At 38.4% G+C, this 16,804-nt stretch carries 16 protein-coding genes and 1 other annotated feature; of the genes, 4 read left to right on the top strand and 12 right to left on the bottom strand.

From position 1 onward, the window contains the following. Position 1 precedes the first annotated feature (1 nt). From ACUW85_RS01485 to ACUW85_RS01460, 6 genes are all read right to left on the bottom strand, one after another. Positions 2–490 carry a redoxin family protein gene (locus ACUW85_RS01485; protein ID WP_026465418.1) on the bottom strand — a complete coding sequence of 163 codons (489 nt, stop codon included), beginning with the start codon at positions 488–490 and terminating at the stop codon, positions 2–4. Positions 491–523: 33 nt separating this feature from the next. Beyond that, positions 524–1,468 (bottom strand): homoserine O-acetyltransferase MetA, encoded by a 945-nt coding sequence (gene metA / locus ACUW85_RS01480; protein WP_182023052.1) that lies wholly within the window; start codon positions 1,466–1,468, stop codon positions 524–526. Between the two features lie 95 nt (positions 1,469–1,563). Continuing rightward, positions 1,564–1,796, bottom strand: a binding site (T-box leader). A gap of 116 nt (positions 1,797–1,912) precedes the next feature. Beyond that, the gene (gene mgtE, locus ACUW85_RS01475) at positions 1,913–3,274 is read right to left on the bottom strand and encodes a magnesium transporter (protein WP_182023081.1); all 1,362 of its coding nucleotides are present in this window, start codon (positions 3,272–3,274) and stop codon (positions 1,913–1,915) included. 321 nt (positions 3,275–3,595) lie between these two features. Next, entirely contained in the window at positions 3,596–4,477 is an 882-nt protein-coding gene (locus ACUW85_RS01470; protein ID WP_182023080.1) for an RluA family pseudouridine synthase, read from the bottom strand. A gap of 81 nt (positions 4,478–4,558) precedes the next feature. Next, positions 4,559–5,398 (bottom strand): NAD kinase, encoded by an 840-nt coding sequence (locus tag ACUW85_RS01465; protein WP_182023051.1) that lies wholly within the window; start codon positions 5,396–5,398, stop codon positions 4,559–4,561. 92 nt (positions 5,399–5,490) lie between these two features. After that, entirely contained in the window at positions 5,491–6,192 is a 702-nt protein-coding gene (locus ACUW85_RS01460) for a GTP pyrophosphokinase (protein WP_182023050.1), read from the bottom strand. A gap of 208 nt (positions 6,193–6,400) precedes the next feature. On the opposite strand from ACUW85_RS01460, the gene ACUW85_RS01455 reads away from it, so the two are divergent. Together ACUW85_RS01455 and ACUW85_RS01450 are read left to right on the top strand one after the other, a co-directional pair. Continuing rightward, positions 6,401–6,991: a CYTH domain-containing protein gene (locus tag ACUW85_RS01455; protein WP_048726674.1), complete on the top strand. Its 591-nt coding sequence runs from the start codon at positions 6,401–6,403 to the stop codon at positions 6,989–6,991. 219 nt (positions 6,992–7,210) lie between these two features. Continuing rightward, positions 7,211–7,906 carry a DsbA family protein gene (locus ACUW85_RS01450; protein ID WP_149315003.1) on the top strand — a complete coding sequence of 232 codons (696 nt, stop codon included), beginning with the start codon at positions 7,211–7,213 and terminating at the stop codon, positions 7,904–7,906. 121 nt (positions 7,907–8,027) lie between these two features. Here ACUW85_RS01450 and pepF read toward each other — a convergent pair whose 3' ends face one another. From pepF to trpS, 3 genes are all read right to left on the bottom strand, one after another. Beyond that, positions 8,028–9,824, bottom strand: a complete 1,797-nt coding sequence (gene pepF, locus ACUW85_RS01445; RefSeq protein ID WP_048726682.1) for an oligoendopeptidase F — start codon at positions 9,822–9,824, stop codon at positions 8,028–8,030. 67 nt (positions 9,825–9,891) lie between these two features. Beyond that, positions 9,892–10,989, bottom strand: coding sequence for a competence protein CoiA (locus ACUW85_RS01440; RefSeq protein ID WP_048726685.1), 1,098 nt, complete (start codon positions 10,987–10,989; stop codon positions 9,892–9,894). A 336-nt stretch (positions 10,990–11,325) separates the two neighbouring features. Then, positions 11,326–12,321: a tryptophan--tRNA ligase gene (trpS, locus tag ACUW85_RS01435; RefSeq protein ID WP_048726689.1), complete on the bottom strand. Its 996-nt coding sequence runs from the start codon at positions 12,319–12,321 to the stop codon at positions 11,326–11,328. Positions 12,322–12,535: 214 nt separating this feature from the next. On the opposite strand from trpS, the gene spxA reads away from it, so the two are divergent. Both spxA and ACUW85_RS01425 read left to right on the top strand, forming a co-directional pair. Continuing rightward, complete coding sequence (spxA, locus tag ACUW85_RS01430; RefSeq protein ID WP_016897704.1) at positions 12,536–12,952, top strand: transcriptional regulator SpxA; 417 nt, start codon at positions 12,536–12,538, stop codon at positions 12,950–12,952. 129 nt (positions 12,953–13,081) lie between these two features. Continuing rightward, positions 13,082–13,783 carry an adaptor protein MecA gene (locus ACUW85_RS01425; RefSeq protein WP_048726691.1) on the top strand — a complete coding sequence of 234 codons (702 nt, stop codon included), beginning with the start codon at positions 13,082–13,084 and terminating at the stop codon, positions 13,781–13,783. Between the two features lie 135 nt (positions 13,784–13,918). Here ACUW85_RS01425 and ACUW85_RS01420 read toward each other — a convergent pair whose 3' ends face one another. From ACUW85_RS01420 to ACUW85_RS01410, 3 genes are all read right to left on the bottom strand, one after another. Continuing rightward, the gene (locus ACUW85_RS01420) at positions 13,919–14,941 is read right to left on the bottom strand and encodes a lipoate--protein ligase (RefSeq protein WP_048726694.1); all 1,023 of its coding nucleotides are present in this window, start codon (positions 14,939–14,941) and stop codon (positions 13,919–13,921) included. Between the two features lie 58 nt (positions 14,942–14,999). After that, on the bottom strand, positions 15,000–15,539 hold the full coding sequence (locus ACUW85_RS01415) for a GNAT family N-acetyltransferase (protein ID WP_048726700.1): 540 nt from the start codon (positions 15,537–15,539) through the stop codon (positions 15,000–15,002). Between the two features lie 326 nt (positions 15,540–15,865). Then, complete coding sequence (locus ACUW85_RS01410; protein WP_182023049.1) at positions 15,866–16,780, bottom strand: MetQ/NlpA family ABC transporter substrate-binding protein; 915 nt, start codon at positions 16,778–16,780, stop codon at positions 15,866–15,868. Between the last annotated feature and the right edge of the window lie 24 nt (positions 16,781–16,804).

The following is a 16,804-nucleotide window of genomic DNA, read 5'->3' as shown; positions in this document are numbered from 1 at the left end:
TTTAAATCAGCTGGTCAGCGGCAGCAAGTACGGCGTCATAATTGGGTTCGTCTCGCATGTCCGCAACGATTTCGATGTATTGGATTTGATTGGCGTCATCTACCAATAGGACGGTCCGTGCCAGTTTACCATTCTCAACCATTTCAAGTCCTGAGGCTTTGGCAAAATGGCCCGCCTGGTCAGAAAGGTAAGTCATGTCGACATTGTTGGCCTGGCACCAGTTAGTGATATCTGCAGGGTCGTTAAAAGAAATGGTCAAAATCGGATAATTCTTTTCTTTAGCTAGCGCTGCGAAACGGTTGGTTTGAATGTCACAAGTCTTAGTATTGATATCTGGGACAATGGAAATGACGGTTAACTCTTTGATATAGTTGCCCAATTGAACCACTTCTTTATCGCGGTTGTATAGGTCGACTAAGGGTAATTGGTCGCCTTTTTGTAAGGGTTGGCCCGCTAAATGAATGATCTGGTCGCCTCTTTTGATTTGCATCATTTTTCTCCTTCATTTTAATTAGAAAAGCGATTAAACGTTCTTTTTGCCTTGCCAAGAGTCACTAATTTGTTCAATGACAAATGGCGTTACTTGGTAAACATAGTAGTTTAACCAGTTGGCATATATGGTATTGGCTGCTGTCCGCCACTTCAATTTCGGCGTCTTTTCTGGGTTATTGCCAGGATAGTAGTTGACTGGCATTTCAATTGGCTTACCAGCTTCAACGTCACGCTCGTATTCCTTGCCTAAGGTTTCGGCGTCATATTCCGCATGGCCAAAGATAAATACAAAACGCGAATCAGTGGACTGAGCAATTGAAACCCCTGTTTCTTCTGAACCAGCTAGAATTTCTAAGTTTGGTGCCTGTTCAAAAGATTCAGTTGGCACAGTCGTGTGGCGAGAATGTGGCATATAGAAAAGTTCATCCATACCTCGTACTAAAGATACCTTTTTATCTCTCAACTCTTGCTCGTAAATACCAAATAGTTTTTTGTCTAAAGGTTGTTTACCGATGCTGTAATGGTGGTAAAGGGCTGCTTGGGCGCCCCAACAAATATGCAAGGTTGAGAAAACATGATTATTTGACCATTCCATAATGGATACCAATTCGTCCCAGTAATTCACTTTCTCGAAATCTAGGTGCTCAACCGGCGCGCCAGTAATGATCATCCCATCAAAGTAGCGGTCCTTAATTTGGTCAAAGGTTCGGTAGAATTCTTTTAGATGGTTTTCTGAAATATGGGCCGCTTGGTGTGACTGCATGTGGATAAAGGTCACGTTCACTTGCAGGGGTGAGTTACTTAATAACCGCAGCAACTGCTCTTCCGTCGCTTCTTTAGTCGGCATTAAGTTCACAATAACCACTTCTAAAGTACGAAAGTCCTGCATGGTTGCACGACGTTCATCCATAACAAAAATATTCTCTTGGGTTAATTTTTGTAATGCTGGTAAATCTTGAACAACTTTAATTGGCATTGATATTCCCTCCATTTTATCATCCTAGCTTCATCATGCTAGCTAAGCGATTCTTCACTTTACATAAAAAAAGTCCTTATAATACAACACAGTATTATAAGGACGTCTGAAACGTGGTACCACCTTACTTTGCGAACACTCGGCTCGCCTCATTCGTACAATCATACGAAGATAGGTTATCGACTATCAATCGCAAGTGCTAAAGGTAAGTACATTCTACACTCGTCACTCCCAGACCATTTTCAAAGGAAATACTTACACCTACTCTCACCAACCGTAGATTCTCTGAGCAAAGATTTCCATTTACTTATCTTTTCAATGTGATTCATTTTTATGTTTATCATCAAGTTCTTATATTTCTATAAGCAAATATTAAAACAATCTACTCAAACTGTCAACCGTTACCGGTTCTCCCTATTACTTATTTGTGATAATTAATTGCATTTACACTAAAAATTGGAGGAATTGTGAGGCGATTGAAAAATAAATTAATACTGACGTTAAATCGGACAGGGTTGTAATAAAGGGCCCTGATGCAACCGCAGGGTCAAAACCAAGCTTATCCATCAAAATAGGAATCAATGATCCAGCTAAGTTAGCCACTGTAATCGCCGCTAACATGGAGACACCAATTACCCCACCTAATACAAAATTGCTTTGCCAGATACCGACAACCGTCATTATGACTAATCCTGTCACGGTACCCGAAATTAATCCTGTCATAATTTCACGTAAAATCATTGACCCCATAGTAGAGGCCTCATCTTCTGGTGTCGCCAATTTACGAACCGCAACCGCTAAGGACTGTGTCCCCGCATTCCCTGAAGTACCCGTAATCAATGTAATAAATAAGGATAAAGTCGCTACTTCAGAAATCATGCCTTCATATTGGCTGATCAAAGTAGAAGTTCCCATTCCTAGAAATAGCAAGGTAATCAACCACGGCAGACGTGATTTCGCTGAATTCCAGGGGGATGAATATTGCTCGTCCACGTCTACCCCGGCCAAACCAGAGTAGTCTTGCATGGCTTCATCATTCAAGACGTCGATAACGTCATCGACGGTTACGATACCAATCAATTCCCCTGTTTCTTCAACAACGGGCACCGCTAGGAAATCGTAGTCTTGAATGGTACGGGCAACATTGATTTGGTCTTCATTAACATCTACCGATACAACACGATCAGACATTAACTCATTAACCATCACATTACCATCATTCACGATCAAGTCACGAAGAGATAGTACTCCGACTAAACGGTTATCATCATCCACAACATATAGGTAATAGATTGTTTCAGCATTTGCTGCTTTAGCACGCAACATCGTCATCGCTGATTTAACAGTTTGATTGGTTGTAATCGACACGAATTCAGTGGTCATAATTGACCCTACAGTCTCATCTGCATAATGCATCAACACTTTAATATCATCTGCCGCCGCTTTTGGCATTAAATGCATGTAAGTCCGTACTTTTTCAACATTTAATTCATTTAAAATATCTACTGCATTATCGGTATACATGTAGGAAAGAACATCAGCTGCATATTTATCATCCATATCATATAGGAAGGTCAAAATACGGTCGTGATCGTCTTCATCAATAATATCGTAAACTTCAGCTAGTTCTTGTGGCGCTAAATAATCATGCAATTTCACCCGCTCAGCTGGATCCAAAGTCAGGTAAATCTGTGCTTGATCATATGTATGGTTTTTGAAGAATTCTTCTCTAAACCGGTCTTGGTCATTATGATGCAGTGCCTCTATAATACTTTCATAGATTTCCTCATCAGTAGGCTGACTCATCTCAAAGATTTCCACTTCTTCGTTTTCTGTTTCTCGATTATCTAAGACTTGTTTATTTTCATCGCGACTCATATTCTCACCCCTATGTCATTTTTTTTGATATGTTGTCATTTTGATTGAGGCTGTAACACAGCTATCACACTTGCTGTTTGTATCTAACAAACAGCATAATATCGGGCGCCAAAAGTCAAACTCTTCCGATACTTCCCAAAATACGCCGATCACTTGCAGTAATTGTTCGGCTTTTGGTCCAGTCCGTTGAGTCTGAACGACTTTTGTCACACCATCTATTTTAACACATGCCAACCATTGTAATATAACCTATAGGTCAAAGCAAGCAGAAATATCTTCCGGCAAAGGTGCCTGGATTTCAACCATTTCACCGGAAAATTGGTGTTTAAATTTTAGGGACCGACAATGCAAGGCTTGTCTTTGAATGCCATGGTCCATTTGACCACCGTACAAGTCGTCTCCAATAAGTGGTGCATCATTAAAAGCAAAATGCACCCGTATTTGATGGGTGCGTCCAGTATGTAACTGTACTTTATAGACTTTTAAGGCGCCCACTTGTTCAGCTAGCCAATACTCTGTTAAAGCTGATTGTCCTGATTCGTGAACCCGTCGTTCAATGATTGACCGCGGACTTCTAGCAATCGGATCATCAATAAAACCATGGTCAAGGTCAGATACTTTTTTATCCGAAACAGCTAGATAGGTCTTTTCGATGCCTTTTTGCTGCATTTGCTGATCAATTAAGCCATGGGCAAAAGCGTGCTTCGCAAATAACATGACCCCACTCGTATCCCGGTCCAACCGCGTCACCACATGGATGACCTGGTTGTCATAATCCTGACGCTGGTAATAGGCCTTTAAAATATTAGCCATTGACCCCTGAGGATTGTATTGGGACGGAATAGAGGTGTAGCCAGCCGGTTTGTTGACGGCGATATAATGGTCATCTTCAAACAAAATATCAATCGGTAGATGAATGGCCTCGATGATTTCTTGCTTCCCCTCATTCGGCAAAATGACCGTCACTTTATCGCCGACGGTCAATTGGTGACGGACATTCTCTTCTTGTCCGTTTACTAAAATTTGTCCTCCATGAAACTTGATTCGGGACAATAGTCGCCTAGAAATCCCCCTGTGTTTCAAAAAGGTACGTGTTAACAAAGCTTCCTCCGCTTGCCATTCAAATACCATCATAAAAATTGTCACCTTTCATTTACGCTGCTTTATTTGTTACTTTAATCTATTGCTTTTTACATACCAAATGCTGAAAAACTAATTTTCTTCCTTTGTGAGTTTGCGCTTTGGATAGTCGTTGATGCCGATAAATGAGTTTTCTACTCTATCCCAGAAGTGCATGTGACGGTAACGAGCAAAATGCACGCGTTCCTTGGCTACACGGTAAGTAATTTTTTCAACATCATTCAATGGCATATTCAAGTGGTCTAAAGACAAGAATACGCCAGTCATGGCATGTTCTTTGGCCGGTTTTAAGACAATCCACTCATCTTTAGCGATCAATAAGGGACTGGCTAAAGACCGGTACACGCGGTTATTAATTGAAGCAATCTCCGTCATTTGAATGGTATCTAAACGCGGGTGGACAACGGCCCCACCTAAGGATTTATTTAACCCTGTTGAACCAGTTGGCGTTGAAATACACAAACCGTCTCCTTTAAAGAATTCAAATTTTTCTTCTTTAATGAAAATCTCGCACGTCATTGTCCCCTCATACCGTCTAATGGCAGACTCATTCAAAGCAATGTGCTGGACCACTTGGCCATCACTGTATTCAATTTCGACTTCTAGTAAGGGATAAGACACACTTTCACCTGAATCATTACTTAAGGCTGCAAGGAACTCAGGCAATTCACTCTCTAGCCAATCTGTATAAAAACCTAAGTGCCCCGTATGTAAACCAACAAAACGAACAGAGTCTAACTGGTCCGCATAAGTATGGAAGGTTTTTAGCAAGGTGCCATCTCCACCAACGGAAATAGCTAATTCAGGATTTACATCATCCAATTCAAAGCCTGAACTTGCACAAGATGCATAAATCATATCGCGAATTTTTTTAGAACTTTCAGTGTCACTGTATCGTACTGCCACTCTCATCTACATACCCTCCACAATTGATTTAGTCACCGTTACATTTACATCTTCATTCCCATTGCAACTTGATTCGAATATTTTAATTAATCGTCAAATTATAGCGGGCGTTTATGTTTGTCTTCTATTTGATCTTCTACTGGATTAGGGAATTCCCTCTTCTGTCTACTATTTGACCCAGTCGTTTGAAAATACTTCTGGGCTTCCTTAATTTCTTCACGAATTTCAGACATTTCCTCGTCTAAACGAAAGGCTGCTTCAGCTGCTCTTTCAAGCCTTTGATGCAATTCTAATGGATAATCGCCCGCATACTTGTAATTCAATGAGTGCTCAATCGTCGCCCAAAAGTTCATCGCTAAAGTCCGCACTTGTATTTCAACAAGAATCGAATCTGTCCCCGTAATTCTTTCAATCGGATAAGCAATGACAATATGGTATGATCGATACCCACTTGCCTTCTTATGACTAATATAATCACGTTCAACAATAATGTCAAAATCTTCACGCTGGTGAAGGATTTCAACAATTTGATAAATATCTTCCACAAACTGACACATGATGCGAATACCACCGATATCTTCAATCACGGTTTCAATATTATGTGCGTTTAGGTCTGATACTTCTCTAAATTCAGCTTTTCTTAAAATACTGTCAGGTCTCTTTACCCGGCCAGTAACAAATTCGATTGGCGAATGAATATTTGCTTCTTCAAACTCCGTACGAATACCCTTAAATTTAACTTTTAACTCCTCGACAGCCTGTCGATACGGCGCAAGAAAACTATGCCAATCTTCCACCATCTGGTCACCCACTTTATTTAATCTACTTGCATACACATCCTGTATATTCTATCACAAAAACCATTAATTTATAACAAGAAACTCAAAGATAGCAAGTCACCTTTGTCGTTTTATTCGCCTAAAATGCATGGTACCGCCAACCCCTTTTATTGTAAAAATTAGGTATATCTTGATATACTTAAGGCGGATAAAGAAAAGAGGCGATCCAATGGCAAAAAATTTAGAAATAGAATACAAAAATATTTTAAGTCAAGCAGAGTACCAGGAATTGTTTAACCACTATAATTTCGCGGAAACTGCCCCCTTAACCCAAGAGAATATCTATTTTGATACTGCCGATGGTGAATTGCGTAAACGACATATTGGTTTACGAGTGCGTATAACGGATGCTTATGTCCATTTAACAATGAAACAACCTGTTAAAGACCATCAGAAATTGGAAACAACTGAAAAATTGTCCCTTATCGATGGCGAATCTATTAAAGAATCTGGAAAATTAAGTCATGGCGGTGAGGTTGCTGATTTCCTAGCAACAATTGATATTGCACTTGATGACTTAGTCATTATCGGGCGATTTAAAACTATCAGACACCAACAAGTGGTTGAAGGTCAAGATATGGTGCTGGACCACTGTTTTTTCCAAGATTACGAGGATTATGAACTTGAAGTTGAAACAAGTAATCCAGAAACTGGTCTCCTTTTTTATCAAAATTTATTGCAAAAATTTCAAATTCCGCAACGACCAATTAAACAAAAAATCGTGCGTATGAATCAATCAAAAGCTGATTCCTTACGCTAAATTCAGTTATGCTATCAATCTATTACCTATAAGAAGCTAATGAAATTCTCTTAGCCTAAACAAATAGATTGCAGTTTTAAAGTTGGCCTGTTAGAATTGGTGAATAGTTGAGAACTCGATGTGATTAGATAGTTAGTTAAAACTAATCAATAGACAAGTTAAATAAACAAATGAAATTAAACATGATTGTTTTAAAAAATATGAGTAAAGGAGTAGAGTATGGCACAAAAGATTGTTCAAACAAATAGCAGTAAAAAAACCACGCCAGGCGCCTGTAAGCACAACCATGTGTTTGAAGTTTTTTTATTTGTTAACCCGTTCGGTGACACTTGTTTAAATTGCGAAGAAGAAGTGTTAAAATTTGTACAACAAACGGATAAGAAAGTTTACTTCCGTTTTATCACAACATCAGATATGCAGACCTTTAACAACTACATTAAAGAACTAGATAAACCTTTATCTTTAGCTGATCGTAACAGCTTGTATCTTGCACATCAAGAAGTCTGTAAGGGCTACAAGGCTGCTCTACTACAGGGGAAGAAAGTTGGTCGTGAATACTTGATGAAGATTCAAGATTACTTCGGTCGCCAAGGCAACCCTTACTCACACGAAAAAATGCTAGAAATCGCGCAATCTAACCGTCTTGATACGAACATGTGGTTGCAAGATATCCATTCAGACCTTACTCAAGAAAGCATTGTTGCTGATGCTAAGTTGGCTCGCCAAATGCAAATTTCAGCCAACCCTACTGTTGTTGTATTTGATAATATCAATTACAAATATGGCTTTAAACTTGAAGAGAATATCACTCTTGAAAACTTAGAATACCTAACGGATCAAATGATGGTACCCTCTGAAGAAGCTATGGATCAAGAAATGAGCCAAAAGCCAATATTGACTTGTATTAAAAAATAAAATATCCAAAAGAGGTCGGAAATTTCCGACCTCTTTTTTCGTTTCGTCATTCAGGAATTGAAATCTTAAAACAGCAAGTAAAAAGGACTGCAGTCAATGCTACAGCCCCTTCAATCTATTTCTATTTGTTTAATAAGTCTTTTAATTCAGCTAATCTTTGCTCGAATTGGGCAAAGGTTTCTTCGATATAAGTGGCATTGGTCATATCGATACCCGCTTTTTGCATAACATTAATTGGGAAATCAGATGAACCTGATTTCAGGTAAGTTAAGTACTTGTCAACGGCACCCTCTTCACCTTCTACTAAACGTTTAGCCAATGTGTTGGCAGCAGAGAATCCTGTTGCATATTGGTAAACATAGTAGTTCATGTAGAAGTGAGGAATACGAGACCATTCTAAAGCGATTGTTTTATCCTCTCCGATTGACGGACCGTAGTAGGCCTTGTTTAATTCGAAGTAGTTTTCACTTAAGAAGTCTGCTGTTAAAGGTTGTCCGTTTGCATCTGATTCATGCATGAATTTTTCAAATTCAGCAAACTGAGTTTGACGGAAGATTGTCCCTTTTACCCCATCAAGATAGTGGTTCAAGATATAGATTTGTGCATCCTTATCTTCAATCGTATCCAGTAAATATGAAGTTAATAAATTTTCGTTTGTCGTAGAGGCAATTTCTGCTACGAAAATTGAGTAATCACCATATACGTATGGTTGGTTACTTCTAGTGTAATAAGAGTGCATTGAGTGACCTAACTCATGAACTAATGTATACAAGTCATTCAGTGAATCTTGCCAGTTTAGTAAGATATATGGGTTGGTATCATATGCACCTGATGAGTATGCTCCTGAACGCTTACCTTCATTCTCATAAACATCGATCCATTTCTCATCAAAGGCTTTGGCCAAGTCTTTCAAGTATTGGTCACCTAAAGGCGCTAAAGCTTTAAAGGTAATCTCTTTAGCTTCTTCGTAAGTAAATTTCACCGGTGCATCACCTGTTAATGGTGTATACATATCCCACATTTGTAAGTCATCAAGACCTAGCATGTCTTTTCTTAAGGCAACATATTCATGTAATAGATTTGTATTCTTTCTTACTGTATCGACTAATGTGTCATAAACACTTTCTGGAATATTGTTGTTGTCTAAAGCTTTTTGACGTGCTGAATCGTAGTGACGAATTTTAGCCGTATAATTATGTCCTTTAATATTACCTGACATCAATGAAGCGTTGGTATTTTTAACCCCTTCATAAGTTGCATAAAGTTGTTTAAAGGCATTTTCTCGAACAGAACGGTCTGCACTTTCTAGTAGGACACCGTATGAACCGTGAGAAAGGGTAACATCATTGCCCTCTTCATCTTTGACTTTACCGAATTTTAAGTCGGCATTGTTTAAAAGTGAGAAAGTTGTTGAAGAGACACCAAAGATTTCGCTAGCACCAGCAAGTAAAGCCTCTTCACTTGGTGATAAGACATGCGCCTTCTTCGCAAATAACTCACGGAAGAAGTGACCATATTCAGAGTGGTCTTCCAAAGTTTTTTGTACATCTTCAGATACTGCTAATACTTCTGGTTCAAACCAAGAGATCTTTTCACTAACTTGAGCAAGTAAGGCACCTGCTTGACTGTTGTAAGTTAGGTACTTGTTGTCTCCTGTATCTTGGTCATGTTTTAAATGTGCATAAACGTATAGGGATTCCAATTCACGGCTCACCGCTAATAAGGCCTCTAATACGGTTACCACTTGGTCAGCGCCTTGATCTAGAGTGCCTTTATAGTCTTGAAAAGCATCTGCTTTTTTTGGGAATCCACTTAAAGCATTCTCAAAAGCTCGATCATCTGGGAAGATACTAGTTAAGTCCCATTGAAACGCACTGTCTACTTCATTTCTAGGTTTTACTTCAAAAATTTTTGCCATAATATACCTCCGTTTTTTAATAGTATTTTCATTTTAACACACGAAGGTTGGTTTCTACATTAATATGCTAGCTATTTTCGTAATTAGCAAACAGCCACATCAGCCATGAAATAATGATTTCTTTGGTAAATAATGGATGTTCAATGACCAGCTGATTATCGAATAGTACATTGGCGAATTGGGCAAAATGAGTCCGCTCAAAATCTGGGTCATTCTTTTGATAAATGGCTACATACGCTAGAATAATGGCCCAGTCAGCCACTTTTGAAAACATTGCGGTTGCCTGGTAGGTATATAAATCCGCTGGTGCTTCTTGTAAGTAAACTTGTCGTTGGTAAATGATTTCTAGAATTTTTTGTTGATTAGCTGTTGGACTAACAAGAACTTTCTTAATAAACTTGGCTAAATCTTTTGGGGCTGGACTAATTATGGGATGGTCTTTGCCAAATAATAAACTGGTCAAAAAGTCCCCCTTTTCATAGGTGAAATGGTCATTGAAGTAGTTGATATAGCGTTCAATTGACATCCGAATTTGCGTTTGCCCTTGACCGTATAGGTTGACGGTCAATAAAACTACTTTACCTGAGGCCTCATGCCAAAAAGGCAGATAAAAACCAAACTCGTAATCATACCGTAAAAAGGGACGGACGGCATTCAAAGTCTTAGAAGTGGGTCCTTTGTGGTTGTTATCAAAAATGCTATGATAAGTAGATTGGTAGCCTAATAACCATAGAACACGACAATCTACATCCTGATAATCCGCTTGGCGTTTGAAGACATCTTCAGCAGAAATTGGGGCATACTGTAATTCGATGGCTAGGTTATTACTAACCTTGACTTGCTCGGGCACATAAATATCGGCCCGTCTCACTTGCTTTTCAACTGCATACTCTATATAACCTTCTATATCAACCGTCTTTAATTTGCCATGAATAATGGTCTTTTGGTCAAAATGAATGTCTGATTCATTCACCTTATGATGGTCCTTAATAGTCTTAGCATAGTGAGCAAAATGAGGTCTCGTATCTTTCCCCTTCTTTAAGTAAACAGCCCTCTTACACTGGCTGCAATAATAACTTTCTGTTGTCGGTACTTTTTGACCGTTTTCGTCAATCAGATCTACTGCGAAGACAAATGATTCGTCTTCTTTTTGTGCAAATTTCATCCCTCAGCCCCCTATCGCTTAATTATATACGCCGTAAATATTCAAAAGCGCCGGCCTATTTTTCAAAATAGAAAAAACAAGCTAGGTGAGGTCCTAACTTTGGGAAAATTGGCGGTTATTTAATGAGCTTGTTCGGAGGTTAATTTGCGGTTTAGCCCACTCTTCGCAATCATATTTTATAAGGGTTTACACGTTTAAGCTTTTTGGCAAAATGAACTGTCCCGGTCTATTTTTCATGAAAAAAGTGTGTTGCTAGCCAACAACTTGGTTGGTTGGCTAACACCACACTATGAAAGTTGTTTATTTGAATTGGTAAATTTGATTAGCTTCGTCGGCTTATCTAAATCCGATTGCTTTTTCCATGGCAGCCAGTGTTTCATTGGCTACTTCATTGGCTTTCTTGGCACCATCTGCTAAAATGTCATCTAATTCAGATGAAGCCATCAATTTTGCGTGACGTTCTTGCATTGGTTCAAGGATAGAAATCACGACATCCGCTAAGTCTTGCTTGAATTTACCGTAACCAGCACCTTGGTACTCAGCGACGATGTCATCAATTGGACGGTTGGCGAATGAAGAATAAATCGTTAACAAGTTAGATACGCCGGCTTTATTTTCTTTATCGTAAGAAATTTCACCAGAAGAATCTGTCATTGCAGATTTAATTTTCTTGGTAATTGTTTTTGGATCATCCAATAATGATACGAATGACTTTTTGTTATCGTCTGATTTACTCATTTTCTTGGTTGGTTCTTGCAAGCTCATAATACGGCCACCTTCTTTAGGTGCGTAAAATTCAGGCATTGTTAGAATTGGTCTTTCCTTCTTACCTGTATAACGATTGTTAAAGCGTTCAACAAAGTTTCTTGTTAATTCAAGATGTTGTTTTTGATCATCCCCAACAGGTACTAAATCTGTTTGGTATAAAATGATGTCTGCAACCATTAATGGTGGATAAGTTAATAGACCTGCTGAAACAGATGCTTGTTTAGCTGATTTATCTTTGAATTGTGTCATACGCTCTAGTTCACCTAAGGCTGTATTACATTGAACAATCCAAGCAGCTTGTGCATGGGCCGGTACTTGGCTTTGAATAAAGATCGTCGCTTTTTCTGGGTCAATCCCTAAAGCAATATATAAGGCAGCTAGTGAACGTGTGTTTTTACGTAACTCCTCAGGATCTTGCGCTACTGTAATGGCATGTTGGTTTACGACACAGTAATAGGCTTCAAAGTTATTTTGTAATTCGATAAATTGCTTCATAGCACCAACATAATTACCGATTGTTGGCGTTCCGCTTGGTTGTACACCAGAAAAAATACGTTTTGTCATCTAAATATCCCCTCACTTAAATTCTACTCTAGTATAGCATATTTTTACTGTCTTGTTAGTATCCGCCTTGTTCGAATGACTAGATGATATCTCTATAATAACTTATCTTTGATACGTCAAGATTGGTTAAAAAACCATAGAAATTTCACAAACTCTGTGTTATACTGTATATATGTTAGTTAAGAATTGTTTTTCATACAAAGGAGAGATACACATGGTTAAATTATACATATCACCAAGTTGTACTTCATGTCGCAAAGCTCGAGCATGGTTAGAAGAACATGAAATTCCTTACACCGAAAGAAACATCTTTTCAGAACCATTAACAGAAGATGAAATCAAAGCCATCTTACGCATGACAGAGGAAGGTACTGAAGAAATCATTTCAACTCGATCAAAAGCATTCCAAGAATTAAATGTTGATCTTGATGAAATTCCGTTGAACGATTTATTTGAATTAATCCAAAATAATCCTGGTTTATTACGACGCCCTATTATTTTAGATGATAAACGTTTACAAGTTGGTTATAACGAAGATGAAATTCGTCGTTTCTTACCAAGAAGCGTTCGTAAACTTGAATTACAACAAGCGTTGGCCTCTTACGAAGAACAAGAAGCACACGCAAATTAAATTTTAAAACAAGATAATATGATGGAAAGAGTGCAAATTTCTGTACTCTTTTTATTTTCTCAAACTAAATTACTTTAACTTTCGCATCAATTAGTTTACACTACTTATTAATAGATTGGGGTGATTACGATGGAAATGGAGTATATTAACGAAAATACTATCCGCGTGTTTATAGATACTGATGATTTAATTGAGCGAGGCATCTCGTTTATGGATATCATGAGCAATCAAAACGAAGTTGAGCATTTTTTCATGAGTATCCTTGAAGAGGTCGATGTGTCCCAGAAATTCCAACACACTGAAGCGATCACTTTCCAAGTAATGCCAAAAAGAAACGGTATCGATTTGTATATCAGTAAAGGTTTTGGCGATGACAATGAAGAAGATAGTGCTTTCCAGCAATTAATGGAAACAATTGGCGAGCTTGAAGATGAAGATAAAGAAAATGCAAATGAACGTCAAAACGTCTTAGATGACCTCGCTAACCAAGAGGCAGACGAGAAGAAAAAAGCAGCGAGTGCTGAAACAGAGGAACCTCGTGTTCCTAGAGAAATCACTTTAGTCTTCCGGATTTTTGAAGATTTCCTAGCTTTCGCGCGTGACTTTAAAGATGAATTTGCACAAGTAGACTTATACGTTTATAACGAATCTTACTTTGCCTTGATTAAATTTGAAGCAAACGAATTAACAGATGATGAAATTGAAGATTTAATTTCATTCGCCGAAGAATACGCTGAAGTATCCGCATTGAATGCTGGATTAGTCCGTGAACGCGGTCATGAAATTGCCAGAGGCAACGCGAGTGTCCAAATTCGTCGCGCATTTGGCTAAGACAAAACCATAGAATTCATAAACCAGTTACCCAAATCGGTTGGCTGGTTTTTTTGTGGCAAAATTTGCCTTCAATCAAAAAGACAAGGATCCATTTGAATCCTCGCCCCTTCTTACTTATGTTATTTTCTATTTTTATAATGAAGCTAAGTCAGCTAATTCTTCAGCTGTGACGTTACCAAAGTAGTTTTTAATGTTAATGCTGTTAAAAATATCGATTAAATTTTCACGGCTATATTCTTGCCCAATCAAGGCATTTTCAACGTCAGTAATTTCCCCTAAACCAAAGAAGTCACCGTAGATTTTACATGCTATAATTTTACCTTTTGAAATGTTAAATTGGAATTCGATTTGGCCAGCAGGCGTTCTTTCATCTCTGATGATTTCAAAGTCCGGGTTTTCTCCGTAGTTCCAGTCATCATTATTGGTATATTGTTGACGAAAGTCTTCAATCCATGCCCAGTCATCATCAGTTAAGACATATTCCTGGATGTCTTCAAGATTTTCAACATCGAATATATTACGTAATAAAGCTGTTCTAAAGTCGAATAGAGTCATATTTTGAGCGTTAGCATCCATATGGGGTTTGATATTGGTTACACGAGAACGGATTGATTTAACCCCTTTCGCCTTTAATTTAGCGGCTTTAGGTTTCAATACTTTCGTTGTTTCATCAATATTGACATCAAACATCAAAGTGCCATGTGCTGTCATTCGATTATTTTTAGAATACATGGCATTACCAGAGAATTTTTGGTCACCGATTACAAGGTCATTACGCCCTCTAAGTTCAGCGCCTTCAACACCCATTTTGCCAAGAGATTCAATGATAGGCTCGGTGAATTTCTTAAAGTCCCTAAATGAGTTGCCGTCATCATTAGTGATGAAACAGAAGCAAATGTTGCCTAAATCGTGGTATACTGCCCCTCCACCTGAAAAACGGCGGACAACGTGGATATTGTGTTCTTTCACATAAGGTTCATTAATCTCAGCATGGGTATTTTGATTCTTACCAATAATAATCGAAGGTTCATTGATATAGAAAAGCAAGATGGGTTCATCTAACTTCTTCTCGTTCAATAGAAAATATTCAATCGCCAAGTTAATAGTGGGGTCAAAAATTTCTTCCCCGTTACGTTCATTTTTTACATAATACATAACTTACTACCTCTCAATCCTAGACTATATTTTGAAATGTTATATCTACTATTTTAGTCTAAATTTGGGATAAATCAAATTCGTAAGCGTAGCGCGGACTACCTGATGGCATATAAAGTAGGCCTGTTCTAACAAAACCGTTACGTTTCAAGGTTTTCTGCATCATGACATTGTCTGGATGTGTATCAATTCGTAATGAGGCAATGTTATTGACTACCCCCATTTTTTTGATATCTAAAAACATTTGTCTAGTGACTTTACGACCACGTAAATGTTGGGAAACCATGACACGGTGAATCGCCAGATAAGGGCCCTCTATAGTCCATTCGCCTTTAGCAAGGTTTTCTTCGTATAGTTCATCGTAAGTATCCAAAACACAGAAGCCTGCAATCCCTGTGGTATCGCGTTGCTCCCAGACAAAGCCTTGGTCATGCCTTATCGCATCTAATAGAATTTCGCTGGATATTGATCCCTTTTGCCATTGATCTATGTTATTCATTGCAAGTAAAGCAATCGCATCTTCAAGCATCCCAGTTAATTGCGCCATATCGCCCTCAACTGATCCGCGAAGAGCTAGTCCCATATTAATATGACTCATTCATGTCTTCTCCTAAGTTAATTTTTTACTTTGAATAAATTCAACTTATTTTATCAGAATGAATCTTTAAATCATAGATAGAATATCACTAAAAACCTATAATGAAATAAATTTAATTTTCCAATAATTGCTATATAAAAAGCACAGGTTCCGCTAACAATTGGGTTCTTCCTGTGCTTACTTTGTCGCTATAAAACTGTATTTGCAAATTATTCAGCTAGTTGGCTTTGAAAGACCACTTAATATAAAAACGTGGAAAACAGGTGGTTAACCCATTTTCCACGTTTCATTATTTCTAAAGAAGTGCTTATCACCGAATAAATTTTCTAATTGGTTTGTTCTAACACGTTAGCAAATTCACCTGCAACATCATCACTATCTGACCACGCCGGTTTGTCAGCACCTAATGTTACTTCATCCATTACGGCAGCCGTTTCTTCAGATTGGTAAGCTTCCACGATTTTTTGGAAGTCTTCATTATCTGCATCTTCAGCTCTGATGACAATCGCATTTTTGTATTGTGCGCCAACATTATCTAAGTTGTCGGTATCAACAAAAATGGCATCGTCAGAAGGATTCAATCCAGCATCCACTGCATAGTTTGTATTTGAAACCACTAAGTCAGCATCCGCAAGAGATCGCGGAACCTGTGCTGCATCCACTTCAGTAATGTTTAAGTTTTTATCGTTGGCAGTAATATCACTCACTGTAGGTGAAATTCCTGCAGCTTCATCTAATTCAATCAGACCAGCTAAGGCCAACAATTGTAAGGCACGACCACCATTTGTCACATCATTTGGAATGACAACTGAAGCACCGCCTGCTAAATCATCAATATTTTCAACCACAGCTGAGTAGGCACCCATTGGTGAAATGAAAGTATAACCAATCGGTTGTAAGTCAGCATCATTTGCATTCACATAGTCAGCTATGAAAGCTAAATGCTGGAAGGCATTTAAATCTAGTGACCCATCTGCAAGTGCATTATTGGGGGTTGTATATTCAGAAAATTCTTCAATATTCAGTTGAATACCTTCACCTTCTAAACGACTTGCTACGTCATCCCAAACATCGTGGGCTGCAGAACCCACAACACCAATCGTATATTCAGAAGTTTCTTCTGTGTTGGCTGCTTCACTTGAGGCTGATGAATCTGATTCAGTAGACCCACCATTACCACAAGCGGCTAAAGCGAACACTGACGCCAATAAAGTAGCTGAAAATTTCACTTTCTTATTCATCCAATTTCCTCCTCCCAATACAAA

The organism is Aerococcus sp. 150760013-2 (assembly GCF_053627715.1).
The sequence above is the reverse complement of the archived record's forward strand: the minus strand, read 5'-3'. Positions and strand labels throughout refer to the sequence as shown.

Coding starts and splice junctions, on each gene's coding strand:
- ACUW85_RS01465 (WP_182023051.1), bottom strand. CDS start 5,398: ATGAGAGTGGCAGTACGATACAGTGACACTGAAAGTTCTAAAAAAATT.
- ACUW85_RS01455 (WP_048726674.1), top strand. CDS start 6,401: ATGGCAAAAAATTTAGAAATAGAATACAAAAATATTTTAAGTCAAGCA.
- ACUW85_RS01440 (WP_048726685.1), bottom strand. CDS start 10,989: ATGAAATTTGCACAAAAAGAAGACGAATCATTTGTCTTCGCAGTAGAT.
- mgtE (WP_182023081.1), bottom strand. CDS start 3,274: ATGAGTCAGCCTACTGATGAGGAAATCTATGAAAGTATTATAGAGGCA.
- spxA (WP_016897704.1), top strand. CDS start 12,536: ATGGTTAAATTATACATATCACCAAGTTGTACTTCATGTCGCAAAGCT.
- ACUW85_RS01425 (WP_048726691.1), top strand. CDS start 13,082: ATGGAAATGGAGTATATTAACGAAAATACTATCCGCGTGTTTATAGAT.
- metA (WP_182023052.1), bottom strand. CDS start 1,468: ATGCCAATTAAAGTTGTTCAAGATTTACCAGCATTACAAAAATTAACC.
- ACUW85_RS01410 (WP_182023049.1), bottom strand. CDS start 16,780: ATGAATAAGAAAGTGAAATTTTCAGCTACTTTATTGGCGTCAGTGTTC.
- ACUW85_RS01485 (WP_026465418.1), bottom strand. CDS start 490: ATGCAAATCAAAAGAGGCGACCAGATCATTCATTTAGCGGGCCAACCC.
- ACUW85_RS01470 (WP_182023080.1), bottom strand. CDS start 4,477: ATGGTATTTGAATGGCAAGCGGAGGAAGCTTTGTTAACACGTACCTTT.
- ACUW85_RS01450 (WP_149315003.1), top strand. CDS start 7,211: ATGGCACAAAAGATTGTTCAAACAAATAGCAGTAAAAAAACCACGCCA.
- ACUW85_RS01420 (WP_048726694.1), bottom strand. CDS start 14,941: ATGTATTATGTAAAAAATGAACGTAACGGGGAAGAAATTTTTGACCCC.
- trpS (WP_048726689.1), bottom strand. CDS start 12,321: ATGACAAAACGTATTTTTTCTGGTGTACAACCAAGCGGAACGCCAACA.
- ACUW85_RS01415 (WP_048726700.1), bottom strand. CDS start 15,539: ATGAGTCATATTAATATGGGACTAGCTCTTCGCGGATCAGTTGAGGGC.
- pepF (WP_048726682.1), bottom strand. CDS start 9,824: ATGGCAAAAATTTTTGAAGTAAAACCTAGAAATGAAGTAGACAGTGCG.
- ACUW85_RS01460 (WP_182023050.1), bottom strand. CDS start 6,192: ATGGTGGAAGATTGGCATAGTTTTCTTGCGCCGTATCGACAGGCTGTC.